Below are 23,984 nucleotides of genomic sequence, written 5' to 3' on the forward strand. Positions count from 1 at the left end.
GTAAGGCATAGCCGCCACCCGACACAGTCTTACGCGACGTCTTCGTACTGCGGAACCGGGTTACGGAAGCTCTTCGTGACGCAGGCCAGGTAAACCAGACCGATACCCGCCCAAATCAGGCCAAGCACCATTGAGCTCTCTTCCAGGTTAACCCACAGCGCGCCCACGGTCAGGGCACCGCACATCGGCAGGAACAGATACTGGAAGTGATCTTTCAGCGTCTTGTTACGCTTTTCACGGATCCAGAACTGAGAGATAACCGACAGGTTAACAAAGGTGAACGCCACCAGCGCACCGAAGTTAATCAGCGCCGTTGCCATCACCAGGTCAAAGTTAATCGCCAGAAGCGCGATCGCACCGACCAGGATAATGTTCATCGCCGGGGTACGCCAGGTTGGATGCACGTAGCCGAAGAAGCTTTTCGGGAATACGCCATCGCGGCCCATTACGTACATCAGACGCGCAACGCCTGCATGCGCGGCCATACCGGACGCCAGTACGGTGATGGTGGAGAAGATCAGCGCGCCGACCTGGAACGCTTTACCCGCCACGTACAGCATAATTTCCGGCTGAGACGCATCCGGATCCTTGAAGCGAGAGATATCCGGGAAGTAGAGCTGCAGGAAATAGGTCGAGAAAATAAAGATCAGACCGCCAATCAGCGCCGTCAGGAAGATGGCACGAGGAATCACGCGCTCTGCATCTTTGGTTTCTTCAGACAGGTTGCTGATCCCGTCAAAACCGGTAAAGGAGAAGCACAGAATGGTTGCCCCGGTAATCATCGGGATCACATGCGCATCACCAGACCAGAACGGCTTGCTGCTCGCCAGGGTGCCCGCGCCTTCGCCGTGGAATACGCCGTAAATCACCATGCCAAGAATAACCGCAATCAGGACAACCTGAAGCACAACGATAACGGAGTTAAAGTTGGCGACAGACTTGATGCTGCGCAGGTTAAAGGCCGTCATAAAGGCGACCAGCGCCACGACGAACATCCACGAGGGAATCGACGGCACCAGCGCTTCAAAATAGATTTTTGCCAGCAGAATGTTGATCATCGGCGCGAACAGATAGTCGAGCAGCGAAGACCAGCCCACCATAAAGCCAACCGTCGGGCTGATGGATTTCTGGGCATACGTGTAGGCGGAACCCGCAGACGGGTAGCGACGCACCAGTTTACCGTAGCTCAGCGCGGTAAAGAGGATCGCAATCAGCGCGAAGCCATATGCCGTTGGCACATGACCGTCTGTGAGGCCTGATACGATACCGAATGTATCAAACAGCGTCATCGGTTGCATATAGGCCAGGCCCATCATAACAACCGGAATCAACGTAAGCGTTTTACGTAATTCCACGCGAGAGGTGTTTGGAGTTGCGTTATGCGACATAGTTATTCTCCTTTACGGTGATAACCGCCACGTAAGCGAAAAATTGCCCCATTTCTTTCTTCCTCAGCGACAACAACTGTCGGATTTTAGTAAATATCTATCCGGTACGAAGCCCGGCCTCTTGGTTTTTAGTTTCGTTTCGTACATGCAAAAAAAAATAACCGACGCCTTTTATATCGTCGATTATTCATTTGGTTGCAGCGGCGGCATTTTGCCCCACATCGGATACAAAAGGCAATACTTTGCAACGCACCGGGTAATTTTCTTTTTTCTAACTGGCTGATTTCTCGACGCTGCCCTGAGCATATACAGCAGCGATAGCACTATTTGCTAAAATTTCGTCCCGCCACCAGGCACTCGCCAGCCCGGCGGTCTGTTCATTCCAGCCCACCCACACCGATTCATGGCTGTTTTGAGCAAGTACCTGTTTTTCAACAAGCGCACCGCTGTCAATAAAGCGCTGCGCCAGATAGCGGGGTAAATAGCCGCAGCCAAGACCGCTAATTTGCAGCTCAAGCTTGGTTTTAAAGTCGAAAACGGTAATCGCTTCCTGCTCATCAAGCAGTTGCGAGGAGACCGCACATTCCGGGCGAGAGCTGTCACCCACTACAATCGCGCGGTAGCCTTTAATCACGCGGCGGTTAAGCGGCTCGGGCTCCTGAGCCAGCGGATGATGAGGCGCCACGGCAAATACCTGCTCCAGCACGCCAAGGCGGGCAAAACCAAATTCACTGAGTTGGGGAGGCTCATGCAATGCACCGACAAAAATGTCCGCCCTGCCCTGGGTTAAGGCATCCCAGGAACCGCCCAGCACGCCGTTGATGAAAATAAGCCGGGTGACGCTGTGATGTTGGTAAAACATTTCAATCAGCGGCGTCAGGAGAGAAAACGGAAAGGTGTCATCCACCCCAATCACCAGCTCGTTTTCCCATCCCTGATGCAGTTTGACGGCCTGTTTTTCGAGTTCACGAACGGTATGGAGGACTTCGCGGCCTTTTTCCAGCAGCATCTGTCCGGTGCGGGTAAAGCGTGCGCGGTGCCCGGAGCGATCGAGGATCTGAATATTGAGATCGCTTTCCAGTTTTTGAACGGTATAGCTCAAGGCAGATGGGGTTTTGTAGAGCTTCGCCGAGGCTGCCGCAAAGCTCCCCTCTTTTTCCAGTGCATCCAGAATAATAAGAACATCCAGCAGCGGTTTCATGCTCGCCCCCTTCTGGTGTGCGATCGTCTCCGCTGCGGGACTTATTCCATGGGCATCACCAGCGGATCGGGATACTGATACTCAAACCCCAGCTCATGACAAATGCGATTGCCATCAACAATTTTGCCTTTACTGCCATCTTTTGCCTCACCAAAGACCGGCGGAGCCAGGCCCAGCTGACGTGCCATCAGCGGGTAAAAGGTGCTGCGCGCCGGATGAGTCGGTGCACATATATTATAGATGTGTCCGCCTTTCGGAGCCTGTAAGAGTAGCTCAATTGCGCCAATAACATCCTCAAGATGGACAAGATTCACGCCATGCTGGCCGTCTGGCGCAGTCTTTCCGGCAAAGAAGCGTCCCGGATGGCGGCCAGGGCCCACCAGCCCCGCCAGACGAACGATATCGACCTGCGTGCCGGGAAGATTGTGTAGCCAGTCTTCCAGCTCTTTCAGGACCTGACCGCTCGCGGTAACGGGACGGCGCTCGGAGGTCTCTTTCACTACGCCTTCAGCATCGCCATAGACCGACGTCGAGCTGGTGAAAACAATGCGCGGTACGTGATGCGCCAGCGCGCTGTCGACTATCTCCTGCATCGCCTGCAGATAAAATGATTCACCCGGGCCGCTGCGCCGCGCGGGTAGCGTAATCACCAGCGCATCGACGTTCATCAGCGTGTCCAGATCGTCCGCATCACACACCAGTTCCGGCTCCAGACGCAGTTCAACGCCCTCAATACCGCACATGCGCGCCGCTTCGACCCCATCTCGGGTGGTCTTGCTCCCGGTCACCTGCCAGCCTTTCGCGGCTAATGACATCGCCAGCGGCATTCCCAGCCATCCTAAACCGACAATCGCGACCTTTTTCATGCGAATTCTCCTGACTCTCACTCGTCTTTCATAAGGCTACGCCAGCCCGGCAGAACACACAATTCATAGCATCAATATGAAATGAATTAATGATCAAAAAAAGCCCTTGCAATATGTCGCACAACTGGTTTAGGTTAAAAGACATCAAATGAATAAGCATTCATCGAGAATTTATATGACACGCGTTCAATTTAAACACCATCACCATCATCCTGACTAGTCTTTCAGGCGATGTGTGCTGGAAGACGTTTGGATCTTCCAGTGGTGCATGAACGCATGAAAAAGCCCCCGGAAGATCTTCTTCCGGGGGCTTTTTTTTGGACCGAATTCAGACAGGTTAAAACAGGTTAACGAGGAATAAAGAATGTTAGATAACTCACGTTTACGCATAGCTATTCAAAAATCAGGCCGTTTAAGTGACGATTCACGCGAACTGCTGGCCCGCTGCGGGATTAAAATTAACCTGCACACCCAGCGCCTGATTGCTCTGGCTGAAAACATGCCCATCGACATTCTGCGCGTGCGTGATGACGATATTCCCGGCCTGGTCATGGATGGCGTCGTTGACCTCGGCATCATCGGTGAAAACGTGCTGGAAGAAGAGCTGCTGACCCGCCGCGCGCAGGGCGAAGACCCGCGTTACTTCACCCTGCGTCGTCTGGACTTCGGCGGCTGCCGCCTGTCGCTGGCAACGCCGGTTGATGAAGCGTGGGACGGCCCGGCCGCGCTGAACGGCAAACGTATCGCCACTTCCTACCCTCACCTGTTAAAGCGCTATCTGGATCAGAAAGGCGTGCAGTTTAAATCCTGTCTGCTGAACGGTTCTGTTGAAGTGGCGCCGCGTGCGGGTCTGGCGGACGCCATCTGTGACCTGGTCTCTACCGGCGCGACGCTGGAAGCGAACGGTCTGCGCGAAGTGGAGGTGATCTACCGCTCCAAAGCGTGCCTGATCCAGCGTGACGGAGAGATGGCCGACGCTAAGCAGCAGCTGATCGACAAGCTGCTGACCCGTATTCAGGGCGTGATTCAGGCGCGTGAATCCAAATACATCATGATGCATGCCCCAACCGAGCGTCTGGATGAAGTGATTGCCCTGCTGCCGGGCGCCGAGCGCCCAACCATCCTGCCGCTGGCAGGCGATCAGCAGCGCGTGGCGATGCACATGGTGAGCAGCGAAACCCTGTTCTGGGAAACCATGGAAAAACTGAAGGCGCTGGGCGCAAGCTCCATCCTGGTGCTGCCGATTGAGAAGATGATGGAGTAATGGCCATGAGCTTTAACACAATCATCGACTGGAATACCTGTAGCGACGCACAGCAGCGCGAGCTGCTGATGCGCCCGGCGATTTCCGCCTCTGAAAGCATCTCGCGCACCGTGGCGGAGATCCTGGATAACGTCAAAGCCCGCGGCGATGACGCGTTGCGTGAATACAGCGCGAAGTTTGATAAGACGGACGTCGGCGCATTAGAGGTTACCGAGCAGGAAATCATCGATGCCAGCAATCGCCTGGGGGATGACATCAAGCAGGCGATGGCCGTCGCGGTGAAAAACATTGATACCTTCCACACCGCGCAAAAGCTGCAGACCGTGGATGTCGAAACCCTGCCCGGCGTGCGTTGCCAGCAGGTCACGCGCCCGGTTGCGTCCGTCGGCCTCTATATTCCCGGCGGCTCTGCCCCGCTTTTCTCCACCGTGCTAATGCTGGCGACTCCCGCACGCATTGCCGGGTGTCAGAAAGTGGTGCTGTGCTCACCGCCCCCGATTGCCGACGAGATCCTTTACGCGGCGAAGCTGTGCGGCGTGCAGGCGGTCTATAAAGTGGGCGGCGCGCAGGCGATATCCGCCCTGGCATTCGGCACGGAATCCATTCCCAAGGTCGACAAAATCTTTGGCCCGGGCAATGCGTATGTGACCGAGGCTAAGCGTCAGGTCAGCCAGCGTCTGGACGGCGCGGCCATCGATATGCCTGCCGGCCCGTCTGAGGTGCTGGTGATTGCCGACAGCGGCGCCACGCCGGATTTCGTCGCGTCCGACCTGCTTTCTCAGGCGGAACACGGCCCGGACTCGCAGGTCATCCTGCTGACGCCGGATGCCGATATGGCGAAACGCGTGGGTGAAGCCGTGGAGCGTCAGCTTGCCGACCTGCCCCGCGCCGACACAGCACGCCAGGCGTTAGCGGCCAGCCGACTGATTGTAGCGCGCGATCTCGAGCAGTGCATTACCATTTCTAACCAGTACGGTCCGGAGCACCTGATTATTCAGACCCGAAATGCGCGCGATCTGGTCGACAGCATTACCAGCGCGGGCTCGGTGTTCCTCGGCGACTGGTCACCGGAATCCGCGGGCGATTACGCCTCCGGCACCAACCACGTGCTGCCAACGTATGGCTATACCTCAACCTGTTCCAGCCTGGGGCTGGCGGATTTCCAGAAACGCATGACCGTGCAGGAGCTCTCCCGTGAAGGGTTTGCCTCGCTGGCGTCCACCATTGAAACCCTGGCCGCCGCCGAGCGCCTGACCGCTCACAAAAACGCCGTTACGCTGCGCGTTGCAGCCCTGAAGGAGCAAGCATGAACATTGAAGAATTAGCCCGCGAAAATGTCCGTCGCCTGACGCCCTATCAGTCTGCGCGTCGTCTGGGCGGTAAAGGGGATGTCTGGCTGAACGCCAACGAATATCCCACGGCGGTGCAGTTTGAGCTGTCGCAGCAAACGCTGAACCGCTATCCGGAGTGTCAGCCGAAGGCGGTTATTGAGAACTACGCGCAGTACGCTGGCGTGAAGCCAGAGCAGGTGCTGGTCAGTCGCGGCGCAGATGAGGGCATTGAACTGCTGATCCGCGCCTTCTGCGAGCCGGGCAAAGACGCGGTGATGTACTGCCAGCCGACCTACGGCATGTACAGCGTCAGCGCGGAAACCTTCGGGGTGGCGTGCCGCAACGTGCTCTCACTGGAGAACTGGCAGCTGGATCTGCAGGGGATTGCCGACAATCTCGAAGGCGTAAAAGTGGTGTTTGTTTGCAGCCCGAACAACCCGACCGGGCAGATTATTAACCCGCAGGATATCCGTACCCTACTGGAGATGACGCGCGGAAAAGCCCTGGTGGTCGCGGACGAAGCCTACATCGAGTTCTGCCCGCAGGCGACGCTGGCTGGCTGGCTGGAAGAGTACCCGCACCTGGTGGTACTGCGTACGCTGTCAAAAGCCTTTGCTCTCGCGGGTCTGCGCTGCGGATTCACGCTGGCAAATAAAGAGGTCATCGACCTGCTGCTGAAGGTGATCGCCCCGTACCCCCTCTCGACGCCGGTTGCCGATATTGCGGCACAGGCGCTGACGCCTCAGGGGATTAACGCGATGCGCGAGCGCGTGGCGCAAATCCTGGAGGAACGTCAGTACCTGGTGACCGCCCTGAAGGATATCCCGTGCGTGGAGCAGGTGTTCGACTCGGAAACCAACTACATCCTGGTGCGCTTTACCGCTTCCAGTGCCGTATTTAAATCTTTATGGGATCAGGGCATTATCTTACGAGACCAGAATAAACAACCTTCTCTGAGCGGATGCCTGCGCATTACCGTCGGCACCCGTGCAGAGAGCCAGCGCGTGATTGACGCCCTGAAAGCGGAGAAAGTATGACCCAGAAGATCCTTTTCATCGATCGTGACGGCACCCTTATTTCGGAGCCACCAGCTGATTTTCAGGTCGACCGATTCGACAAGCTGGCGTTTGAACCTGACGTGATCCCGGTGCTGCTTAAGCTGCAAAAAGCCGGGTACAAGCTGGTGATGATCACCAACCAGGACGGTCTGGGTACCGACAGCTTCCCGCAGGCAGACTTTGACGGCCCGCATAATCTGATGATGCAGGTGCTGACCTCGCAGGGCGTGGTGTTCGATGAAGTGCTGATTTGCCCGCACATGCCAGCCGACGAGTGCGACTGCCGGAAGCCAAAGGTGAAGCTGGTCGAGCGCTATCTGGCGGAGGATGTGCTGGATAAGACCAACAGCTATGTCATCGGCGATCGCATCACCGATATTACGCTGGCGGAGAACATGGGCATCGCGGGGCTGCGCTACGACCGCAACAACCTTAACTGGGCGATGATTGGCGAACAGCTGACAAAACGTGACCGCTACTCGCACGTTGAACGCAACACCAAAGAGACGCAAATTGATGTGAAGGTCTGGCTGGACCGCGAAGGCGGCAGCAAGATCCACACCGGCGTGGGTTTCTTCGACCACATGCTGGACCAGATTGCCACCCACGGCGGTTTCCGCATGGAGATCGCGGTAAAAGGCGACCTCTATATTGACGATCACCACACCGTGGAAGATACCGGCCTGGCGCTGGGTGAAGCCCTTAAGCTGGCGCTCGGTGATAAACGCGGTATCAACCGTTTTGGCTTTGTCCTGCCGATGGACGAGTGTCTGGCGCGCTGCGCGATGGATATCTCCGGTCGTCCGCACCTGGAATACAAAGCAGACTTCAATTACCAGCGCGTGGGCGATCTGAGCACCGAAATGGTGGAGCACTTCTTCCGTTCATTGTCCTACACCATGGGCCTGACGCTGCACCTCAAGACCAAAGGCAAGAACGACCACCACCGCGTGGAGAGTCTCTTCAAGGCCTTCGGCCGCACGCTGCGCCAGGCAATTCGCGTGGAAGGCGACGCCCTGCCCTCATCAAAAGGAGTGCTGTAATGAACGTGGTGATTCTGGATACCGGATGCGCCAACCTGAACTCCGTAAAGTCGGCCATCACCCGCCACGGCTACGAACCGGTGGTCAGCCGTGACCCGGACGTGGTGCTGCGTGCCGACAAGTTATTTCTGCCGGGCGTGGGCACTGCGCAGGCGGCGATGGATCAGATTCGCGAGCGCGAGCTGGTCGATCTGATCAAAGCCTGTACCCAACCGGTGCTGGGCATTTGCCTGGGTATGCAGATCCTGGGCCGTCGAAGCGAAGAGAGCAACGGCGTTGACCTGCTGGGCATTATCGACGAAGACGTGCCGAAGATGACCGACCACGGTCTGCCTCTGCCGCATATGGGCTGGAACCGCGTGTACGCCAAAGCGGGCGACCGGCTATTTCGCGGCATTGAAGACGGCGCGTACTTTTACTTTGTGCACAGCTACGCCATGCCGGTGAACGTCAATACCATCGCCCAGTGCACTTACGGCGAGGCGTTTACCGCGGCCGTACAGAAAGACAATTTCTTCGGCGTACAGTTTCACCGGAGCGCTCGGGCGCCGCGGGCGCGCAACTGCTGAAAAACTTCCTGGAGATGTGATGATTATTCCCGCGTTAGATTTAATTGACGGCACGGTTGTCCGTCTTCATCAGGGCGATTACGGACAGCAGCGAGACTACGGAAACGACCCGCTGCCACGTCTGCAGGATTATGCCGCTCAGGGTGCACAGGTGCTGCATCTGGTGGATTTAACGGGCGCGAAAGACCCGGCAAAACGCCAGATCCCTCTGCTTAAAAATCTGGTTGCCGGTATTGATGTGCCGGTACAGGTTGGCGGCGGCGTGCGTACGGAAGATGACGTTGCCGCGCTGCTGGATGCGGGCGTGGCGCGCGTGGTGGTCGGTTCAACCGCCGTCAAAGATCCTGAGACGGTTAAGGGCTGGTTGCGCCGCTTTGGCGCCGACGCGCTGGTACTGGCGCTGGACGTGCGCATTGACGAACAGGGTAATAAGCAGGTGGCGGTCAGCGGCTGGCAGGAAAACTCCGGCGTGACGCTGGAGGCGCTGGTCGAGATGTATCTGCCCGTTGGCCTTAAGCACGTGCTGTGCACGGATATCTCCCGTGACGGCACGCTGGCGGGTTCCAACGTTTCTTTATATGAAGAAGTTTGCGCCCGTTATCCACAGGTGGCGTTCCAGTCATCTGGCGGCATCGGTGACTTAGCCGATATCGCTGCGCTGCGCGGAACCGGCGTGAAGGGCGTGATTGTGGGCCGGGCCCTGCTGGAAGGTAAATTTACGGTGACGGAGGCGATTCAATGCTGGCAAAACGGATAATCCCTTGCCTGGACGTGCGTGACGGCCAGGTCGTGAAAGGCGTGCAGTTCCGCAACCACGAGATCATTGGCGACATCGTTCCGCTGGCAAAACGCTATGCCGATGAAGGCGCAGACGAGTTGGTGTTCTACGATATTACCGCCTCCAGCGATGGACGCGTGGTGGACAAAAGCTGGGTGGCGCGCGTGGCGGAAGTGATCGATATTCCGTTCTGCGTGGCGGGTGGGATTAAATCCGCCGACGACGCCGCCAAAATTCTCTCGTTTGGTGCCGACAAGATTTCCATCAACTCCCCTGCCCTGGCCGACCCGGAGCTCATTACCCGCCTCGCCGATCGTTTTGGCGTGCAGTGTATTGTGGTTGGGATCGACACCTGGTATGACGCCGCAACGGGCAAGTATCACGTCAACCAGTACACGGGGGATGAAAGCCGCACGCGCGTGACGCAGTGGGAAACGCTCGACTGGGTGCAGGAAGTGCAGAAGCGTGGCGCGGGCGAGATTGTCCTCAACATGATGAACCAGGACGGCGTGCGTAACGGGTATGACCTCGAACAGCTGAAAAAAGTTCGTGAGGTCTGCCACGTTCCGCTGATTGCCTCCGGCGGCGCGGGCACCATGGAACATTTCCTCGAAGCCTTCCGCGATGCGAACGTGGACGGCGCGCTGGCCGCTTCCGTGTTCCACAAACAGATTATTAATATTGGTGAGTTAAAAACGTACCTGGCCGACCAGGGCGTGGAGATCAGGGTATGTTAACAGAGCAACAACAGGCGCAGCTGGACTGGAAAAAAACGGACGGATTACTGCCGGTGGTTGTCCAGCATGCCGTCTCAGGCGAAGTGCTGATGCTGGGCTATATGAACCAGGACGCGCTGGCGAAAACGATCGACAGTGGCAAAGTGACGTTTTACTCCCGCACGAAAGAGCGCCTGTGGACCAAAGGCGAAACCTCGGGCCATTTCCTGAATGTAGTAAGCATTACGCCGGACTGCGATAACGACACCCTGCTGGTACTGGCAAACCCCATCGGTCCGACCTGCCATAAGGGCACCAGCAGCTGCTTTGGAGAGGCGAGTCACCAGTGGCTGTTCCTGTACCAACTGGAGCAGCTGCTGGCGGAGCGTAAAACGGCGGATCCGGAGAGTTCTTATACCGCGAAGCTGTACGCCAGCGGAACCAAGCGTATTGCACAGAAGGTGGGTGAAGAAGGCGTTGAGACAGCGCTGGCCGCGACCGTGCATGACCGCGAGGAGCTGACGAACGAAGCGTCTGACTTGATGTATCACCTGCTGGTGCTGCTGCAGGATCAGGCGCTGGATTTGACGGCGGTGATTGAGAATTTACGTAAAAGACATAAATAAACACCCTACCGGGGGAGCACTCGCCTCCCCTTTTCCTGTAATAAAGCAGTTATCATTCCTTCCGCGAGCGGGTATCATCAGCCGATAGTGTAACGCACGATTTATGCGTTAAGAGTTACTCATTTAACATTGAGGTTGAAGATGAAATTTCTGGTCACCGGCGCTGCCGGCTTTATCGGTTTCCACGTCAGCGAGCGCCTGTTGCAGGCAGGACATCAGGTTGTAGGAATTGATAACCTTAATGACTATTACGATGTCAATCTGAAGCAAGCACGACTGGATCTGCTTACGTCCGACAATTTCACTTTCCATAAGCTGGATCTGGCGGATCGCGAAGGGATGGCCTCGCTGTTTGCTACTGAGAAATTTGACCGCGTGATCCACCTCGCCGCGCAGGCTGGCGTACGTTACTCTCTTGAAAATCCGCACGCTTACGCGCAATCAAACCTTATTGGCCATCTCAACGTACTGGAAGGCTGCCGACACAATAAGGTGCAGCATTTACTGTATGCTTCTTCCAGCTCTGTTTACGGCCTGAACCGGAAGATGCCGTTCTCCACCGATGACTCGGTTGATCACCCGGTTTCCTTGTATGCCGCGACGAAAAAATCCAACGAACTGATGTCGCACACCTACTCTCATTTGTACAATCTGCCGACAACCGGCCTGCGCTTTTTCACCGTGTATGGGCCATGGGGCCGACCTGATATGGCGCTGTTCAAATTTACCAAGGCGATGATCGAAGGTAAAAGCATCGACGTTTACAACTACGGCAAGATGAAGCGCGATTTTACCTATATCGATGATATTGCCGAAGCCATAATCCGTCTGCAGGACGTTATCCCTCAGGCCGATGCGAACTGGACCGTTGAAACAGGGTCCCCGGCGACCAGCTCTGCCCCGTATCGCGTTTACAACATTGGCAACAGTGCGCCCGTGGAGCTGATGGATTACATCACCGCGCTGGAAGAGGCGTTAGGCAAAGAAGCAGAGAAAAATATGATGCCTGTTCAACCTGGTGACGTGCTGGAAACGAGCGCGGATACCACGGCGCTGTATGACGTCATTGGCTTTAAGCCGCAGACGTCGGTGAAGGAAGGCGTGAAGAATTTTGTGGACTGGTATCGGGCTTTTTATAAGCTTTAAAACTATACACAGGCATAATATTTAAACCCCCCCTCTATCCACCTTTTTAAAGGTGGATTTTTTCATTTTGGGTTAATAATATAACACAGCCAGCATCAGCATGTTTTAATTATATATCAGAAGTCATTCCTGATAGCTTTGTCGCGGTTGCAGTATTTTTATTTCTGGGTATTTAAAAATAAGACAACTTACTATCAAAATTCTAATAAACAACGTAGAAGACGCATCCGTTTCCCCGGATGCGTCTTCATGAGTATAATTACCGACTGGAAGTCGAAACAGAAGGTAACAAGATAGCTCTCATTTTTTTAGTTAAGATCCTGACTAAGGGCTCCGTCAATATTGCCATAACAACACTTGAGAAAAGTATAAATAAAAACACACACAAAGACTCAAGCTCTGAAGAAATACGCCCGCCAATTTTACTCATGGCAAAATAGAGAATCTGATGATGAAATAAAAATGCAACGAATGCATGTTTTGCAAAATAACTGGTAATGATTCTGAGCCAGTCTATACTTCCCAAAAACTCAATCAAATAAACAGCTATTGAAAATAAAGAAACACCAAAAATTAACATGTACAGTTGCGGCATTATGCTTTCACGAGCAGGAACTGCAATAGCTAAGGCTAACATTCCTGCTAACATTGCATAGAGACGATTTTTTTTGTTCTTTAAAATAAAATAAGCATAGCTCATGCCAAATAAAAAATCTGGCAACCGCATAAGAGGATTACAATTAATATAAACAGAGAACAGTTTTTGATAGTTAAGTCCAACAGCAAAAAATATAGCTGACACGACTCCCCATGCCATTACTGGCGTTTTCTTGATAGCTTCATACAGCACAGGAAAGAATAGATATGTGATAATCATATAACCTGTATACCATTCCCCCACCAGATAATAGTTCTGCATCCGATAAAGAAAAAAGCCATCAAGACCAATTATTGAGAGAATGAATTTCCAATAATGCCCATCTCCAACAAAACTGCCTTTGATAGTTAGCATAAGTGCGGCAACAATTAAATAACTTATCCAAAACGATGGGAATATTGCAAGCACTCTTTTTTTCAGAAAAAGAACATAGTCATTATTGTCTTTGGTGCTGATAACCAAAGACAACCCGGAAATAATGATAAACATAGAAATACCAACATCACCCATTGTCTGTCCGAAATAGGACAATTCACCGAGCTTTAAAAAACCGGGGTAGTTATAATATATTTCCACATTATAATGGAACAATACGATCATAAAAAAAGATATCACTCTTATGAAATCTGGCGCAAATAGACGCATATTTGAAGATGTTACATTATTATTGTTCATTTATCATATTCCAGTGGTCATTTCAAAAACAGAAATATAGATAGCGAATGTAATACTATTGAATAAATATCAGCAATTCAATGGACATTCGATATGAGAAATCACTTAGGTAGGAACGATGCGCATAATTATAAATAGACAGCTCAAACTGGCACCACCATAGGTTGGGGTGCCAGAATGTTCAATCAGTCGCTACCAAATAAATCGCGCGTGTAGACTTTATCTGCAACATCCGCCAGTTCTTCAGCCATGCGGTTAGAAATGATTACATCGGCTTCTTGCTTGAATGCATCCAGATCCCGCACAACGCGCGAATGGAAGAACTCGTCCTCCTGCATGACAGGTTCATAAATAATGACCTGTACACCCTTGGCCTTGATACGCTTCATGATCCCCTGAATGGATGAAGCGCGGAAGTTGTCGGATCCACTTTTCATAATCAGACGATAGACGCCCACCACTTTTGGCTGACGGGAAAGAATGGAGTCCGCCACGAAATCTTTACGTGTGCGGTTGGCGTCCACAATCGCCGAGATAATATTGTTTGGAACGGAGTGATAGTTTGCCAGTAGCTGCTTAGTATCTTTAGGCAGACAGTAACCGCCGTAGCCAAAAGAGGGATTGTTATAATGGTTACCAATTCGTGGATCGAGGCAAACACCTTCGATGATCTGACGACTGTTAAGTCCAAGGCTCTCAGCATAGCTGTCCAGTTCATTGAAGTAAGCAACACGCATTGCCAGATAGGTGTTGGCAAAGAGCTTGATGGCTTCCGCTTCTGTTGAGTCGGTAAAGAGCGTCGGAATATCTTTTTTCGTCGCCCCCTCCTGCAACAGTGCCGCAAAGCGCTCTGCACGCTCAGAGCGTTCGCCAATCACGATTCGTGATGGATGCAGGTTATCGTAAAGTGCGCGACCTTCACGCAAGAATTCTGGCGAGAAAATAACGTTATCGATACCGTACTTCTCTTTAACCGACTGGGTAAAACCAACCGGAATGGTGGATTTAATGATCATGACCGCATCTGGATTGAACTCAATGACATCACGGATGACCGACTCAACGCTTGAGGTATTAAAATAGTTGGTTTTGGGATCGTAATCTGTAGGGGTGGCGATAATCACATATTCTGCCCCCACGTAAGCATCACGCTTGTCAGTCGTTGCGCGGAAGTTTAACGGCTTCGTTGCCAGATACTCTTCAATCTCTTTATCTACAATCGGGGACTGCTTCTTATTGAGCATGTCCACTTTGGCCTGAACGATATCTAGCGCGACCACTTCGTGATTCTGAGCAATAAGAATACCGTTGGAGAGACCTACATAACCTGTACCGGAAATAGTTATTTTCATTTGCGAGTAACTTCTGTAAGTGAACTGATAAGATGACCCGAGGACCATCATGATAACCAATGACTGTTGGGCTTTTTACCTCCTGCCTTGTGGGACTGTCAAGGCGAAGCCAGAGGATTAGCACGTCTCGAGACAACATTCAGACTACTTCGAACATTTGGTGATTATTTTGATGTAAAAAAAACCCGGAGAATATCTCCGGGCTTGCATACAACCTGAGGTTAAATCAGATTAATCCAGCCATTCCGTGTGGAACACACCTTCTTTATCAGTACGCTTGTAAGTATGTGCGCCGAAGTAGTCACGCTGTGCCTGAATCAGGTTAGCAGGCAGTACGGCCGCACGGTAGCTGTCGTAGTAGGCTACTGCAGCAGAGAAGGTCGGAACCGGGATACCGTTCTGCACAGCGTAGGCAACCACGTCACGCAGCGCCTGCTGGTATTCGTCCGCAATTTTCTTAAAGTACGGTGCCAGCAGCAGGTTGGCGATACCGGCGTTTTCAGCATAGGCATCGGTGATTTTCTGCAGGAACTGCGCACGAATGATGCAGCCCGCGCGGAAGATCTTCGCGATTTCACCATAGTTCAGATCCCAGTTATTCTCGTCTGATGCCGCACGCAGCTGAGAGAAGCCTTGCGCGTAAGAAACGATTTTCCCCAGGTACAGTGCACGACGCACTTTCTCAACGAACTCCGCTTTATCACCTGCTGGTTTAGCCTGCGGGCCTGACAACACTTTAGATGCCGCAACGCGCTGCTCTTTCAGAGAAGAGATGTAACGCGCGAAGACAGATTCGGTGATCAGAGACAGCGGTTCGCCCAGATCCAGAGAACTCTGGCTGGTCCATTTGCCGGTGCCTTTGTTCGCTGCTTCATCCAGAATCACATCAACCAGGTATTTACCCTCTTCATCTTTCTTCGTGAAGATATCTTTGGTGATGTCGATCAGGTAGCTGTTCAGCTCGCCTTTGTTCCACTCGGTGAAGGTTTCCGCCAGCTCTTCATTGGTGAGGTTCAGGCCGCCTTTCAGCAGAGAGTATGCTTCCGCGATCAGCTGCATATCGCCGTATTCGATGCCGTTGTGCACCATTTTCACATAGTGACCTGCACCGTCCGCACCGATATAGGTTACGCAAGGCTCACCATCTTCAGCCACGGCTGCGATTTTGGTCAGGATAGGTGCAACCAGTTCGTATGCATCTTTCTGGCCGCCAGGCATGATAGATGGGCCTTTCAGCGCGCCCTCTTCACCACCGGAAACACCGGTGCCGATGAAGTTGAAGCCTTCAGCAGACAGTTCACGATTACGACGAATGGTGTCCTGGAAGAAGGTGTTACCGCCATCAATGATGATGTCGCCTTTTTCGAGGTAAGGCTTCAGGGAGTCGATAGCAGCATCGGTACCTGCACCTGCTTTCACCATTAACAGGATACGACGAGGCGTTTCCAGAGACTCAACGAACTCTTTCACCGTATAGAAAGGAACCAGTTTCTTGCCTGGGTTCTCGGCAATCACTTCTTCGGTCTTATCACGGGAACGGTTGAAAACGGAAACGGTATAGCCACGGCTTTCGATGTTGAGCGCCAGATTGCGCCCCATAACAGCCATACCGACAACACCGATTTGTTGTTTGGACATTACGTACTCCTGTCAGGTGTGGATACGCCAGCGGATTCTTCCCGGCGATACAAAGTGTAAACATGTTAACTTAAAATTTATTGCGATGAACAGTAGCCATGTAAACTTCTTGTCCCATCTGTTTAACCTTAAGTGCACATTTCGGAAAACATTTCAGACCAAAAAATGTTACGCAGCGGGGCATACTGAATTACCATCTGAATTAATTGCAATTTACACGTTCTCCGATCGCCTTCAATTTCAGCAAACTTTTAAAACATGTTTACGAAACATGTACATAACGCTTTTCAGATGCCATAGAAAATGTTTGCTAAACAATGTTCTATTATCATTTTGACTAAAATGTACTACTTTTAATTCAGGAAGGTAGACTAATTTATAACCTGCATTTTTTGCTCTGATGCAAATGTCAATATCTTCACAGTACATAAAAAATTGCTCATCGAACCCATTGATTTGATTAAAAACCGAGCATTTCATCCCTAAAAAAGAACCGGCGCACCAGTCAACAACCTGATGAGTGTTAATATCAGAGCGATCTATTATACTTTTATTATAACCAAGAAAATACGAAGTAAAGAAGTTAACTAATTTGGGAAAATGTCTGACTGAGGGATCTCGTACAGTCAAATTCTGATCTTTGTAGAGATCAGCTGTAAAGAGATCATATTTTTGGCATGCAAGTATTCCACTTAATTGTTTAAGCGTGTCAGCATCGACCAATACGTCTGGATTGAGAAATAAGAAATAATCTTCCTGAACGTCAACGCAATAATCTTCAATTATCTTTGCAACAGCATGATTGTTATTGCGTGAAAACCCCGAACGCTCAAGAGATGGAATATAACAAATCTTTTCGCTCGCGCAAAACTCTCGCAACCCCAGGCTATTTACATTATCTTTTATGTATATTCTAAATAGAGAGCTCGCATCAAACTCAGATTCATTAATTTTATTAATTAATGACTTGATATAATCATCATGAAAATGACTTACTACTATTATGTGTATCATAATAATTTTCTGACTGCATCTGACATTGCACGGAAATATACCTTCAGGTATTCAATGTTTTTACTTTTAAAAAGTAAAATCATTTGATGCACAAAAGAAAAAACAATTTCCCGAATAGCTAATAGCTTTGGAATGTGAGGCATTTTCAACATAAAAACACCATTCCTGACTCGATAATAACGACGCCATGCAGAGTGAACAGGAATAACAAACCCCAACATTTCAATATGAGCATCACCTATTTCATGCTGCATAATGACATTTGGAGTAATAAAGATTTTAAAACCATGGCTAATAACTCTTAAACACCATTCAGTATCAACATAATCAATGAAAAGTGAATCGTCCATAAGGTTGTCTAACAATAAAACCTTATTATCGACAAGACATCCTGAGGCAATAATACATGACACTTCAACAGGTTTAGATGATGTTATATCGGGAATGATTTTAGTGCGTAAGCCATGCCTGGACATTCTAATTACAGGATATATTTTTTTATAGCGGCTATCCTGCAGTGTTGGTCCGAGAGCAGCAATTTTGTAACTCTGCTTAAGAGATACAAAATCTTCGACCATTTTGCTGACAAAATCTTCAGCTATACTGCTATCTTGATCAAAGAATAATGTAAAATCTCCGCCAAGAGTTAGAGCATGGCGGATACCTTTGTTTTGAGCAGCGGCAATACCAATATTATCAGAAAGGGACAAAAGCTCAACGTTAGAGCAGGAAGCCTGTAGCCTGGAAATATCCTCAATATTTTCACTACCATTGTCGACGATAATAGTTCGATAGGATTGTGTCTCTAACTGAGAGACCAGTGACGATAGATTGGTTGTTACAGGATTAAAGGTTACAACAATTGCTATAACCTTGTGTGGCTGAGAATTATCCCTGCTTGTCATCAGTGCAACCATTTGCCATGATTTGCTCAATTTTATTACTATTACCCCAGATAGCTGGAGAGTCATAGGCACGAGCTGGGAATACATTATAAACTGGTTTAATTTTGAGTCTATGCTGTTCTATAAACTCTTCTACTGCTGTACGTAAACTTTTCGGTTTGCCGCTACTGCAGTTAATCACTCCAGCAACCTCTGTCTGGATAGTCGCTGTCGCGATTTGTTTTGCAAGGCATTCAACGTCGATAAAATCATACAGCATTTCTCCACTATTAAGTGGGAAAGTTTCTTTACCGGCATCTTCTGCAGCCATTATTTTTGAGAAAATTGAATTACTGTTTCTGTCATCACCAGTTATGTAATACATACGCAGCCATTTTAATGAAATTCCGGCCTTTTCCATTTCATAAGTGCAGATCTGACGTAAGAAATTTTTCGCGATTCCATAAGGGTTACTAGGATTACAAGCCGTCTTTTCAGTAATCTCCCCAACATGATAACCTATTTCATGCATGGTTCCGGCCACTGAAATATTTTGTACACCAGCGCTAATCAAGGCTTTTAAAAATCGATAGTGGTTCATAACATTAGCGATATGACCCTGGTCGTGATGGTTAAAACCAGCACTCCAGGCTAGATGAAGCACAGCATCAAAGTCAGAGAAAACTTCAATGATTTTGTCATCACTCGCATCTAAAATATCCATTTCAATAACTTCCGATGTAATCGTATTTCTTGAACCGGGATATGTTATTGCGACAACATCGTGATGCATTGAAGTCAATGCTTTCACGACATGTTTACCTATGTAACCACCAGCACCAGTAACAGCAATTTTCATAATCAGTTATTCTTCTTAAATTTTACAAGTTTATAGGCTTTTTTCGTTAAACGATATGGACCATATAGCGTTTTAGCCATACGAGGATATTTATCCCAAACCGTACGTCTGAACGAACTAAACAGCAGTCTTGAACATCCGCTTAATACAGCAAGGAAATCCGGTTTACCCGATTTAGTTTCGGTAAACAACCTAAGCAAGCTTGAATATTGCCAGTAAACGTCACCATTAGGCAGGGCAGACATAATTTTCTGATGCTTAAATTCTAACTTAGCATAATTCTTTTCTGCTTGAGTAGGTGTCATTACACTATAAACACTAAATCCTTCATTTTTTGCTACATAACTAATAATGCGCTCAAGAACATGTGATAAACTACCATCGACATGCGCTGGCTCAGCATTAAAATCTGTCCATTTCCAGTTATGTTCAAATAAAGGACGTAAAGCAGCGGGCCTAAACCAGAACATCGTCCCATATACTGCAACAGGAGTGTCATCATCCAATGGAACAACAACGCCAAGCTTCTTACATAATTCACTTGTTGGCCAATAGTTTGCAAACCAGGCATGACCCATTGTAGGGAAACCGATGTGAACAAGCGGTGGACAAATTACTCCTATATCATTACGCTTGTTCATCAAACCAATAACGTTGGTGATATATTCTGGTGACCCGAGAAGGTTCTCATAGAGATGTTTTTTAAACGAATCAGCACGTGCAAATCCATTCTGCGGGGATTTTTTCGAGTGTAAGCGACAGATATAATCATATTTATCACTGGTACCAATGTCCTTAAATGTGATAAATAATGAGGACATATCACGTCCTCTGTTTTCCTCAACGACACGAATCTCAACATACTGCCCGATACCTTTCGTTTTTTCTCTTAGTATGGATGCATCTTTTTCGCTTGAGGTTGAAATATACAAATCATATTTATAAGGAATATTTTTTATATAAGAATAAATTTCTTCCCACATATCTGAATAAAATACATGAGCAAGAACAGCAATTTTTGGTTCCGGATTCTCTACGTTGTTATACTCTGGAGAAGGATAATTATCAGGCAAGATCCTTAACTGTTCCAGATTTGTGTAAAGAATGCGTGGTTTTACTGTGCGATTAATATTTTGATTGATAAGACCAATATCGTAATCACTTGTCTTCTCGATGGTCTCCACTGCTCCGCGTAGATCTACACAGTTAATGTCAAGCCACATTGGATCATGGAAAAATAAACGACGTTTAAGAATTGGACATCTATTTTCAATAGTTCGCTTAACATCAATGAATGTTGGGTAATCTGATGGGTAGTTATCATTGCTTATATAAACAGATGATGTGAAGCCCATTGCCTGGAAATGAGACGTAAAGCGTGATTCATGACTTAAAACAGAATCAGTATAACTATTAATCATTGGCATATCTTGCCAATATTTTTTAAACTCAATGGAGTTTAACATTTTCTTGCGAATTGCAATAAAATGAGATTGTATATGACGAGGCAAGACTCCAGTTCCTGTAAACGGATTTGGAACCATTTCGTTATGTTCGCTAATCCCCCAGAAATCACACGCCCTGCTATCCATTTCATTGAAAAGTTCGGAAAACGGGAAAATAGGGGCAAAGAAGGTGTAATTGAGTAAAATAACCTCATCGTATTTACTGGCTAATTCATCATAGCCAATAGTTTCCATTCCTTCTTTGTAACCCCAAACATCGAAGCCCACATTTTCTCGGCAGAAAACAGTAGCCCCAATCTTTTCAAGCTTTGCCCTTCCTGCGACGGTCATTTTCGAATTCGAAACAACAACAATATCTTCGACAAATTCCTTTAATGCAGTTAGCTTGGTTGGGATATAATCATCAACTTCACCAAATTCGTCATAAAAAAGATAAAAGGCAATCCTGCGCATTAAACATTACCACTCATTTTTTCAAATATTGATTAATAATTTCATCAGGCTTGCCATCAGCAATGATATTACCATGGTCAACCCAAATAACTCGATTGCAAAGTTCAAGCAAAAGATCCATTTGGTGAGAAACAAACACCATAATATTGGAATCTTCTATCATCGCTTTCATTCTTGCCTGTGCTTTTTTGATAAAATCGGCATCACCGCCAGCGAAAAGTTCATCAAGAATTAGAATATCAGGCTGAGTCGCGGTAGCGATTGAGAACGCCAGCTTCATATACATACCAGTCGAATAATATTTTACCGGCGTGTCAATAAATTGTTCAAGCTCAGAGAAGTTAATGATGTCTGGCTCAATTTCTTTCAATCTTTTTAAATTATAACCAAGAATCGTTCCATTGAGGTAAATATTTTCTCTACCACTCAACTCCGGATTAAAACCTGCACCGATCTCAAGTAGTGGTGCTACTTTACCTTTTATATCAATCGTACCACTCGTTGGCGTATAAATTTTGCACAAAATCTTCAATAAAGAGCTCTTACCTGCTCCATTGTGTCCAATAATGCCTAATCTATCACCGTGGTTAATTTCCAAATTTATATTATTTAGAGCTAAAAAGGTATCATTTTTTTTCTGATGAGTTCCGGAGAATAAATCAGCGAACAACTCTTTTAAACTTGAATTTTTATTGTGATGCAGTGCAAACTGCAATCCAACATTTTTAAGAACTATTTCAGAATTCATATTTACAACCTAAATATAACTTTTGCGTCATTGCGTCTAAAATAGATGATACCGAAGACAATACTCAGCAACGAACAAACAGAGCATATTATTAGCGATTGAGTTTCAGGTAAGGTTCCTGAATAAATTGGCGAACGGAAGAGGTCAATATAATATACAAGTGGATTCCATGTAAATATCACATGGAACTTTTCTGGTATAGCAGTTATCGGATAAATGATTGGTGTGGCAAAATATAATGCTTGTAATACAACCCCAATAAGATATTGTACGTCCCTATAATAAACAGTCACAATTGAAAGTATAAACGTGACACCAAGGGAAAACATAACCAAAAGCAGAAATGCAACGGGCAGGAAAAATAGAGCAGACGATATTTTAGCACCCAAGATCAAAGCTATAATAAACAAGCAAGCAGTGCTAAGCAATGAATCCACCAATGTTGAGATAACTACGGATATTACAAACAATTGTTTTGGTAGATATATTTTTTTAAACAAAGATTCATTCGCCAGTAATGCTCCCCCCCCCTGGTTAAGAGAGTTAGAAAAAACTGACCAGGGTATCATCGCGGCAAATAAAAATATAGCGTATTCATTAACCTGAAACTTCATTACCAGCGAAAATACCACTGCGATAATCGCCATATTTAGTAATGGATTCAGTAAGGTCCAGAGAAATCCAAAGAAAGTCCTTCTGTACCTCATAGTAATCTGTTGATGAATTAGTTGTCTTAAAACTTGTCGATACTCAACTATCTCATTAATAAACGAATTCATAATTTTTTACTTTCATCAATTAGAGCACGAACACTTTGTTCAAAGCCTTGTGAAAAACAGGAACGTTTGTAACCAAACTTTTCAATTTTATCGCAATTTAAAACACTATATTTGGGTCTCCTGGCGATGGCTTTATATTCTGCAGTACTAATTGGTTCAACTTTAGATTGTGAAAATGTTATAGCTGCAGCGATTTTATTGGCAAAATCATACCAACTCATTACAGTATCACCGCTGTAATGATAGAGACCAGGTTGGAGTGTTCCTTCTTTGATTATATCAATAATTAAATTTGCAATATCCGGCGCATATGTAGGCGCGCCAACCTGATCGTATACAACTTTAATATCTTTATTTTTCTCAACCAAATTAAATATGGTTTTTAAAAAATTCTTCCCATATTCACTATATACCCAAGATGTTCTTATTATAATAGCACCAGCATGATTTTTAAGAACCTCCAGTTCCCCCTTGTGTTTTGTACTGCCGTATACGTTAAGTGATTTTACGGGGTCTTTCTCGGTATACGGTTCACTGCTGTTACCATCGAAAACATAATCTGTGGAAACATGGATAAGTTTAGCACCATACTTTGATGATGCCTGAGCGACATATTTAGCGCCTAAATTATTCACGTTTTCAGAAAAATCAACATTAGTTTCAGCATCATCAACGGAAGTGAAAGCAGCAGTATTTATTACGACATCAGGCTTAAAATCAGAAATGACATTATAAACATTGCGTTCGTTAGCAATATCGAGAAATATTTTATCTGCCGCTAGTAAAATCCAGTCTTGCGGGATACGTCTGCTAAGACTTTGTCCTAACTGACCTTGCGCTCCGGTTAGCAGTACTCTCATTTATAAAGATTCGCCAAAGTAAGACCTTTTTTATCCTTTTCAGAAAGTTTTGGATTGGTCACGGGCCATTCAATACCGACCTCTTCATCATTCCAAAGCAAACATCCTTCATGTTCCGGATAATAATAATCAGTACACTTATATTCAAAGTCGGCGGTATCCGTGAGAACGCAAAAACCATGCGCGAGTCCAGGTGGGATCCAAAGTTGATTTTTATTCTCGGCTGAGAGTTCAACGCCAACCCATCGGCCATAAGTTTTTGAATCCGGGCGAATATCAACAGCAACATCAAATACTGCACCACTTACAACACGAACTAATTTACCCTGTGGATTATTTTTTTGAAAATGTAGACCACGAAGGACATCTTTAGTTGAACGTGAATGATTATCCTGCACGAAGTCGAGATCTATATTGAGCATTTCTTGGTAACGTTTCTTCTCAAAGGTTTCCAGGAAAAAACCACGTTCATCCCCAAAAACTCTTGGCTCAATAATTTTCACGTCGTGTATAATTGTATCAATGACTTTCACGAAACTGCCCCTTCATAAGAAATTATTTATAACACTTGATTGTTGCGTTTAGACACAATCCCTGCAGATGTTTTCTTTC

At 47.9% G+C, this 23,984-nt stretch carries 24 protein-coding genes, 1 pseudogene and 1 other annotated feature; of the genes and pseudogenes, 10 read left to right on the forward strand and 15 right to left on the reverse strand.

The genetic code is table 11. The features are described 5' to 3' along the window. Positions 1–29: 29 nt before the first annotated feature. From plaP to PI91_RS17510, 4 genes are all read right to left on the reverse strand, one after another. A complete protein-coding gene (plaP, locus tag PI91_RS17500; protein WP_008499462.1) occupies positions 30–1,388 on the reverse strand; it encodes a putrescine/proton symporter PlaP in 1,359 nt (452 codons plus the stop codon). Continuing rightward, a complete protein-coding gene (yoeI, locus tag PI91_RS25815) occupies positions 1,378–1,440 on the reverse strand; it encodes a membrane protein YoeI (protein ID WP_099458931.1) in 63 nt (20 codons plus the stop codon). The genes plaP and yoeI overlap by 11 nt, the downstream gene beginning before the upstream one ends. Positions 1,441–1,659: 219 nt before the next feature. Then, on the reverse strand, positions 1,660–2,589 hold the full coding sequence (locus PI91_RS17505) for a LysR substrate-binding domain-containing protein (protein WP_021241428.1): 930 nt from the start codon (positions 2,587–2,589) through the stop codon (positions 1,660–1,662). Positions 2,590–2,630: 41 nt separating this feature from the next. Then, a complete protein-coding gene (locus PI91_RS17510) occupies positions 2,631–3,455 on the reverse strand; it encodes an SDR family oxidoreductase (RefSeq protein ID WP_023344481.1) in 825 nt (274 codons plus the stop codon). 175 nt (positions 3,456–3,630) lie between these two features. Between PI91_RS17510 and hisL the strand changes: the two genes are divergently transcribed. From hisL to PI91_RS17555, 10 genes and pseudogenes are all read left to right on the forward strand, one after another. Further along, positions 3,631–3,675: a his operon leader peptide gene (gene hisL, locus PI91_RS25820; protein ID WP_106367020.1), complete on the forward strand. Its 45-nt coding sequence runs from the start codon at positions 3,631–3,633 to the stop codon at positions 3,673–3,675. Then, positions 3,651–3,774, forward strand: a sequence feature (His leader region). It overlaps the preceding gene by 25 nt. A gap of 45 nt (positions 3,775–3,819) precedes the next feature. Further along, the gene (gene hisG / locus PI91_RS17515) at positions 3,820–4,719 is read left to right on the forward strand and encodes an ATP phosphoribosyltransferase (protein ID WP_000886595.1); all 900 of its coding nucleotides are present in this window, start codon (positions 3,820–3,822) and stop codon (positions 4,717–4,719) included. A 5-nt stretch (positions 4,720–4,724) separates the two neighbouring features. After that, the gene (gene hisD / locus PI91_RS17520; RefSeq protein WP_039266951.1) at positions 4,725–6,029 is read left to right on the forward strand and encodes a histidinol dehydrogenase; all 1,305 of its coding nucleotides are present in this window, start codon (positions 4,725–4,727) and stop codon (positions 6,027–6,029) included. Continuing rightward, positions 6,026–7,087 (forward strand): histidinol-phosphate transaminase, encoded by a 1,062-nt coding sequence (gene hisC / locus PI91_RS17525; protein ID WP_023325608.1) that lies wholly within the window; start codon positions 6,026–6,028, stop codon positions 7,085–7,087. The genes hisD and hisC overlap by 4 nt, the downstream gene beginning before the upstream one ends. Next, complete coding sequence (gene hisB, locus PI91_RS17530) at positions 7,084–8,151, forward strand: bifunctional histidinol-phosphatase/imidazoleglycerol-phosphate dehydratase HisB (RefSeq protein ID WP_023344483.1); 1,068 nt, start codon at positions 7,084–7,086, stop codon at positions 8,149–8,151. Before hisC ends, hisB begins: the two co-directional genes overlap by 4 nt. Then, positions 8,151–8,740, forward strand: a pseudogene (hisH, locus tag PI91_RS17535) (imidazole glycerol phosphate synthase subunit HisH). The gene hisB and the pseudogene hisH overlap by 1 nt, the downstream one beginning before the upstream one ends. Then, on the forward strand, positions 8,740–9,477 hold the full coding sequence (hisA, locus tag PI91_RS17540; protein WP_039266701.1) for a 1-(5-phosphoribosyl)-5-[(5-phosphoribosylamino)methylideneamino]imidazole-4-carboxamide isomerase: 738 nt from the start codon (positions 8,740–8,742) through the stop codon (positions 9,475–9,477). The pseudogene hisH and the gene hisA overlap by 1 nt, the downstream one beginning before the upstream one ends. After that, positions 9,459–10,235: an imidazole glycerol phosphate synthase subunit HisF gene (gene hisF / locus PI91_RS17545; RefSeq protein ID WP_021241435.1), complete on the forward strand. Its 777-nt coding sequence runs from the start codon at positions 9,459–9,461 to the stop codon at positions 10,233–10,235. Before hisA ends, hisF begins: the two co-directional genes overlap by 19 nt. Further along, the gene (gene hisIE / locus PI91_RS17550) at positions 10,229–10,840 is read left to right on the forward strand and encodes a bifunctional phosphoribosyl-AMP cyclohydrolase/phosphoribosyl-ATP diphosphatase HisIE (protein ID WP_039266702.1); all 612 of its coding nucleotides are present in this window, start codon (positions 10,229–10,231) and stop codon (positions 10,838–10,840) included. The genes hisF and hisIE overlap by 7 nt, the downstream gene beginning before the upstream one ends. Before the next feature lie 141 nt (positions 10,841–10,981). Continuing rightward, entirely contained in the window at positions 10,982–11,986 is a 1,005-nt protein-coding gene (locus tag PI91_RS17555) for an NAD-dependent epimerase (protein ID WP_039266703.1), read from the forward strand. A 259-nt stretch (positions 11,987–12,245) separates the two neighbouring features. On the opposite strand, the gene PI91_RS17560 is transcribed toward PI91_RS17555, so the two are convergent. The 11 genes from PI91_RS17560 to rfbC all read right to left on the reverse strand — a co-directional run bounded on the left by PI91_RS17560 (position 12,246) and on the right by rfbC (position 23,905). Further along, entirely contained in the window at positions 12,246–13,319 is a 1,074-nt protein-coding gene (locus tag PI91_RS17560) for an acyltransferase (protein ID WP_039266704.1), read from the reverse strand. A gap of 185 nt (positions 13,320–13,504) precedes the next feature. Then, complete coding sequence (gene ugd, locus PI91_RS17565; RefSeq protein ID WP_039266705.1) at positions 13,505–14,671, reverse strand: UDP-glucose 6-dehydrogenase; 1,167 nt, start codon at positions 14,669–14,671, stop codon at positions 13,505–13,507. Between the two features lie 231 nt (positions 14,672–14,902). Further along, positions 14,903–16,309: an NADP-dependent phosphogluconate dehydrogenase gene (gene gndA / locus PI91_RS17570; protein ID WP_039266706.1), complete on the reverse strand. Its 1,407-nt coding sequence runs from the start codon at positions 16,307–16,309 to the stop codon at positions 14,903–14,905. Positions 16,310–16,549: 240 nt separating this feature from the next. Continuing rightward, on the reverse strand, positions 16,550–17,323 hold the full coding sequence (locus PI91_RS17575) for a glycosyltransferase family 2 protein (protein ID WP_039266707.1): 774 nt from the start codon (positions 17,321–17,323) through the stop codon (positions 16,550–16,552). Next, positions 17,320–18,240, reverse strand: a complete 921-nt coding sequence (locus PI91_RS17580) for a glycosyltransferase family 2 protein (protein ID WP_157841593.1) — start codon at positions 18,238–18,240, stop codon at positions 17,320–17,322. The genes PI91_RS17575 and PI91_RS17580 overlap by 4 nt, the downstream gene beginning before the upstream one ends. Further along, the gene (locus PI91_RS17585; RefSeq protein ID WP_039266709.1) at positions 18,212–19,066 is read right to left on the reverse strand and encodes an NAD(P)-dependent oxidoreductase; all 855 of its coding nucleotides are present in this window, start codon (positions 19,064–19,066) and stop codon (positions 18,212–18,214) included. Before PI91_RS17585 ends, PI91_RS17580 begins: the two co-directional genes overlap by 29 nt. Before the next feature lie 2 nt (positions 19,067–19,068). Further along, positions 19,069–20,985 (reverse strand): rhamnan synthesis F family protein, encoded by a 1,917-nt coding sequence (locus tag PI91_RS17590; protein ID WP_039266710.1) that lies wholly within the window; start codon positions 20,983–20,985, stop codon positions 19,069–19,071. A gap of 13 nt (positions 20,986–20,998) precedes the next feature. Further along, positions 20,999–21,733, reverse strand: coding sequence for an ABC transporter ATP-binding protein (locus tag PI91_RS17595; RefSeq protein ID WP_039266711.1), 735 nt, complete (start codon positions 21,731–21,733; stop codon positions 20,999–21,001). Positions 21,734–21,735: 2 nt separating this feature from the next. Continuing rightward, a complete protein-coding gene (locus PI91_RS17600) occupies positions 21,736–22,512 on the reverse strand; it encodes an ABC transporter permease (RefSeq protein ID WP_039266712.1) in 777 nt (258 codons plus the stop codon). Continuing rightward, entirely contained in the window at positions 22,509–23,372 is an 864-nt protein-coding gene (gene rfbD / locus PI91_RS17605; protein WP_039266713.1) for a dTDP-4-dehydrorhamnose reductase, read from the reverse strand. Before rfbD ends, PI91_RS17600 begins: the two co-directional genes overlap by 4 nt. Further along, complete coding sequence (rfbC, locus tag PI91_RS24905) at positions 23,369–23,905, reverse strand: dTDP-4-dehydrorhamnose 3,5-epimerase (RefSeq protein WP_039266714.1); 537 nt, start codon at positions 23,903–23,905, stop codon at positions 23,369–23,371. The genes rfbD and rfbC overlap by 4 nt, the downstream gene beginning before the upstream one ends. Between the last annotated feature and the right edge of the window lie 79 nt (positions 23,906–23,984).

Source organism: Enterobacter sp. FB, from assembly GCF_000805795.1.
GTDB lineage: Bacteria > Pseudomonadota > Gammaproteobacteria > Enterobacterales > Enterobacteriaceae > Enterobacter > Enterobacter roggenkampii.

Bases quoted from the DNA above. Each gene is read 5' to 3' on its own strand.
- plaP (WP_008499462.1), bottom strand. From the start codon at position 1,388: ATGTCGCATAACGCAACTCCAAACACCTCTCGCGTGGAATTACGTAAA.
- PI91_RS17505 (WP_021241428.1), bottom strand. From the start codon at position 2,589: ATGAAACCGCTGCTGGATGTTCTTATTATTCTGGATGCACTGGAAAAA.
- PI91_RS17510 (WP_023344481.1), bottom strand. From the start codon at position 3,455: ATGAAAAAGGTCGCGATTGTCGGTTTAGGATGGCTGGGAATGCCGCTG.
- hisG (WP_000886595.1), top strand. From the start codon at position 3,820: ATGTTAGATAACTCACGTTTACGCATAGCTATTCAAAAATCAGGCCGT.
- hisD (WP_039266951.1), top strand. From the start codon at position 4,725: ATGAGCTTTAACACAATCATCGACTGGAATACCTGTAGCGACGCACAG.
- hisC (WP_023325608.1), top strand. From the start codon at position 6,026: ATGAACATTGAAGAATTAGCCCGCGAAAATGTCCGTCGCCTGACGCCC.
- hisB (WP_023344483.1), top strand. From the start codon at position 7,084: ATGACCCAGAAGATCCTTTTCATCGATCGTGACGGCACCCTTATTTCG.
- hisA (WP_039266701.1), top strand. From the start codon at position 8,740: ATGATTATTCCCGCGTTAGATTTAATTGACGGCACGGTTGTCCGTCTT.
- hisF (WP_021241435.1), top strand. From the start codon at position 9,459: ATGCTGGCAAAACGGATAATCCCTTGCCTGGACGTGCGTGACGGCCAG.
- hisIE (WP_039266702.1), top strand. From the start codon at position 10,229: ATGTTAACAGAGCAACAACAGGCGCAGCTGGACTGGAAAAAAACGGAC.
- PI91_RS17555 (WP_039266703.1), top strand. From the start codon at position 10,982: ATGAAATTTCTGGTCACCGGCGCTGCCGGCTTTATCGGTTTCCACGTC.
- PI91_RS17560 (WP_039266704.1), bottom strand. From the start codon at position 13,319: ATGAACAATAATAATGTAACATCTTCAAATATGCGTCTATTTGCGCCA.
- ugd (WP_039266705.1), bottom strand. From the start codon at position 14,671: ATGAAAATAACTATTTCCGGTACAGGTTATGTAGGTCTCTCCAACGGT.
- gndA (WP_039266706.1), bottom strand. From the start codon at position 16,309: ATGTCCAAACAACAAATCGGTGTTGTCGGTATGGCTGTTATGGGGCGC.
- PI91_RS17575 (WP_039266707.1), bottom strand. From the start codon at position 17,323: ATGATACACATAATAGTAGTAAGTCATTTTCATGATGATTATATCAAG.
- PI91_RS17580 (WP_157841593.1), bottom strand. From the start codon at position 18,240: ATGGTTGCACTGATGACAAGCAGGGATAATTCTCAGCCACACAAGGTT.
- PI91_RS17585 (WP_039266709.1), bottom strand. From the start codon at position 19,066: ATGAAAATTGCTGTTACTGGTGCTGGTGGTTACATAGGTAAACATGTC.
- PI91_RS17590 (WP_039266710.1), bottom strand. From the start codon at position 20,985: ATGCGCAGGATTGCCTTTTATCTTTTTTATGACGAATTTGGTGAAGTT.
- PI91_RS17595 (WP_039266711.1), bottom strand. From the start codon at position 21,733: ATGAATTCTGAAATAGTTCTTAAAAATGTTGGATTGCAGTTTGCACTG.
- PI91_RS17600 (WP_039266712.1), bottom strand. From the start codon at position 22,512: ATGAATTCGTTTATTAATGAGATAGTTGAGTATCGACAAGTTTTAAGA.
- rfbD (WP_039266713.1), bottom strand. From the start codon at position 23,372: ATGAGAGTACTGCTAACCGGAGCGCAAGGTCAGTTAGGACAAAGTCTT.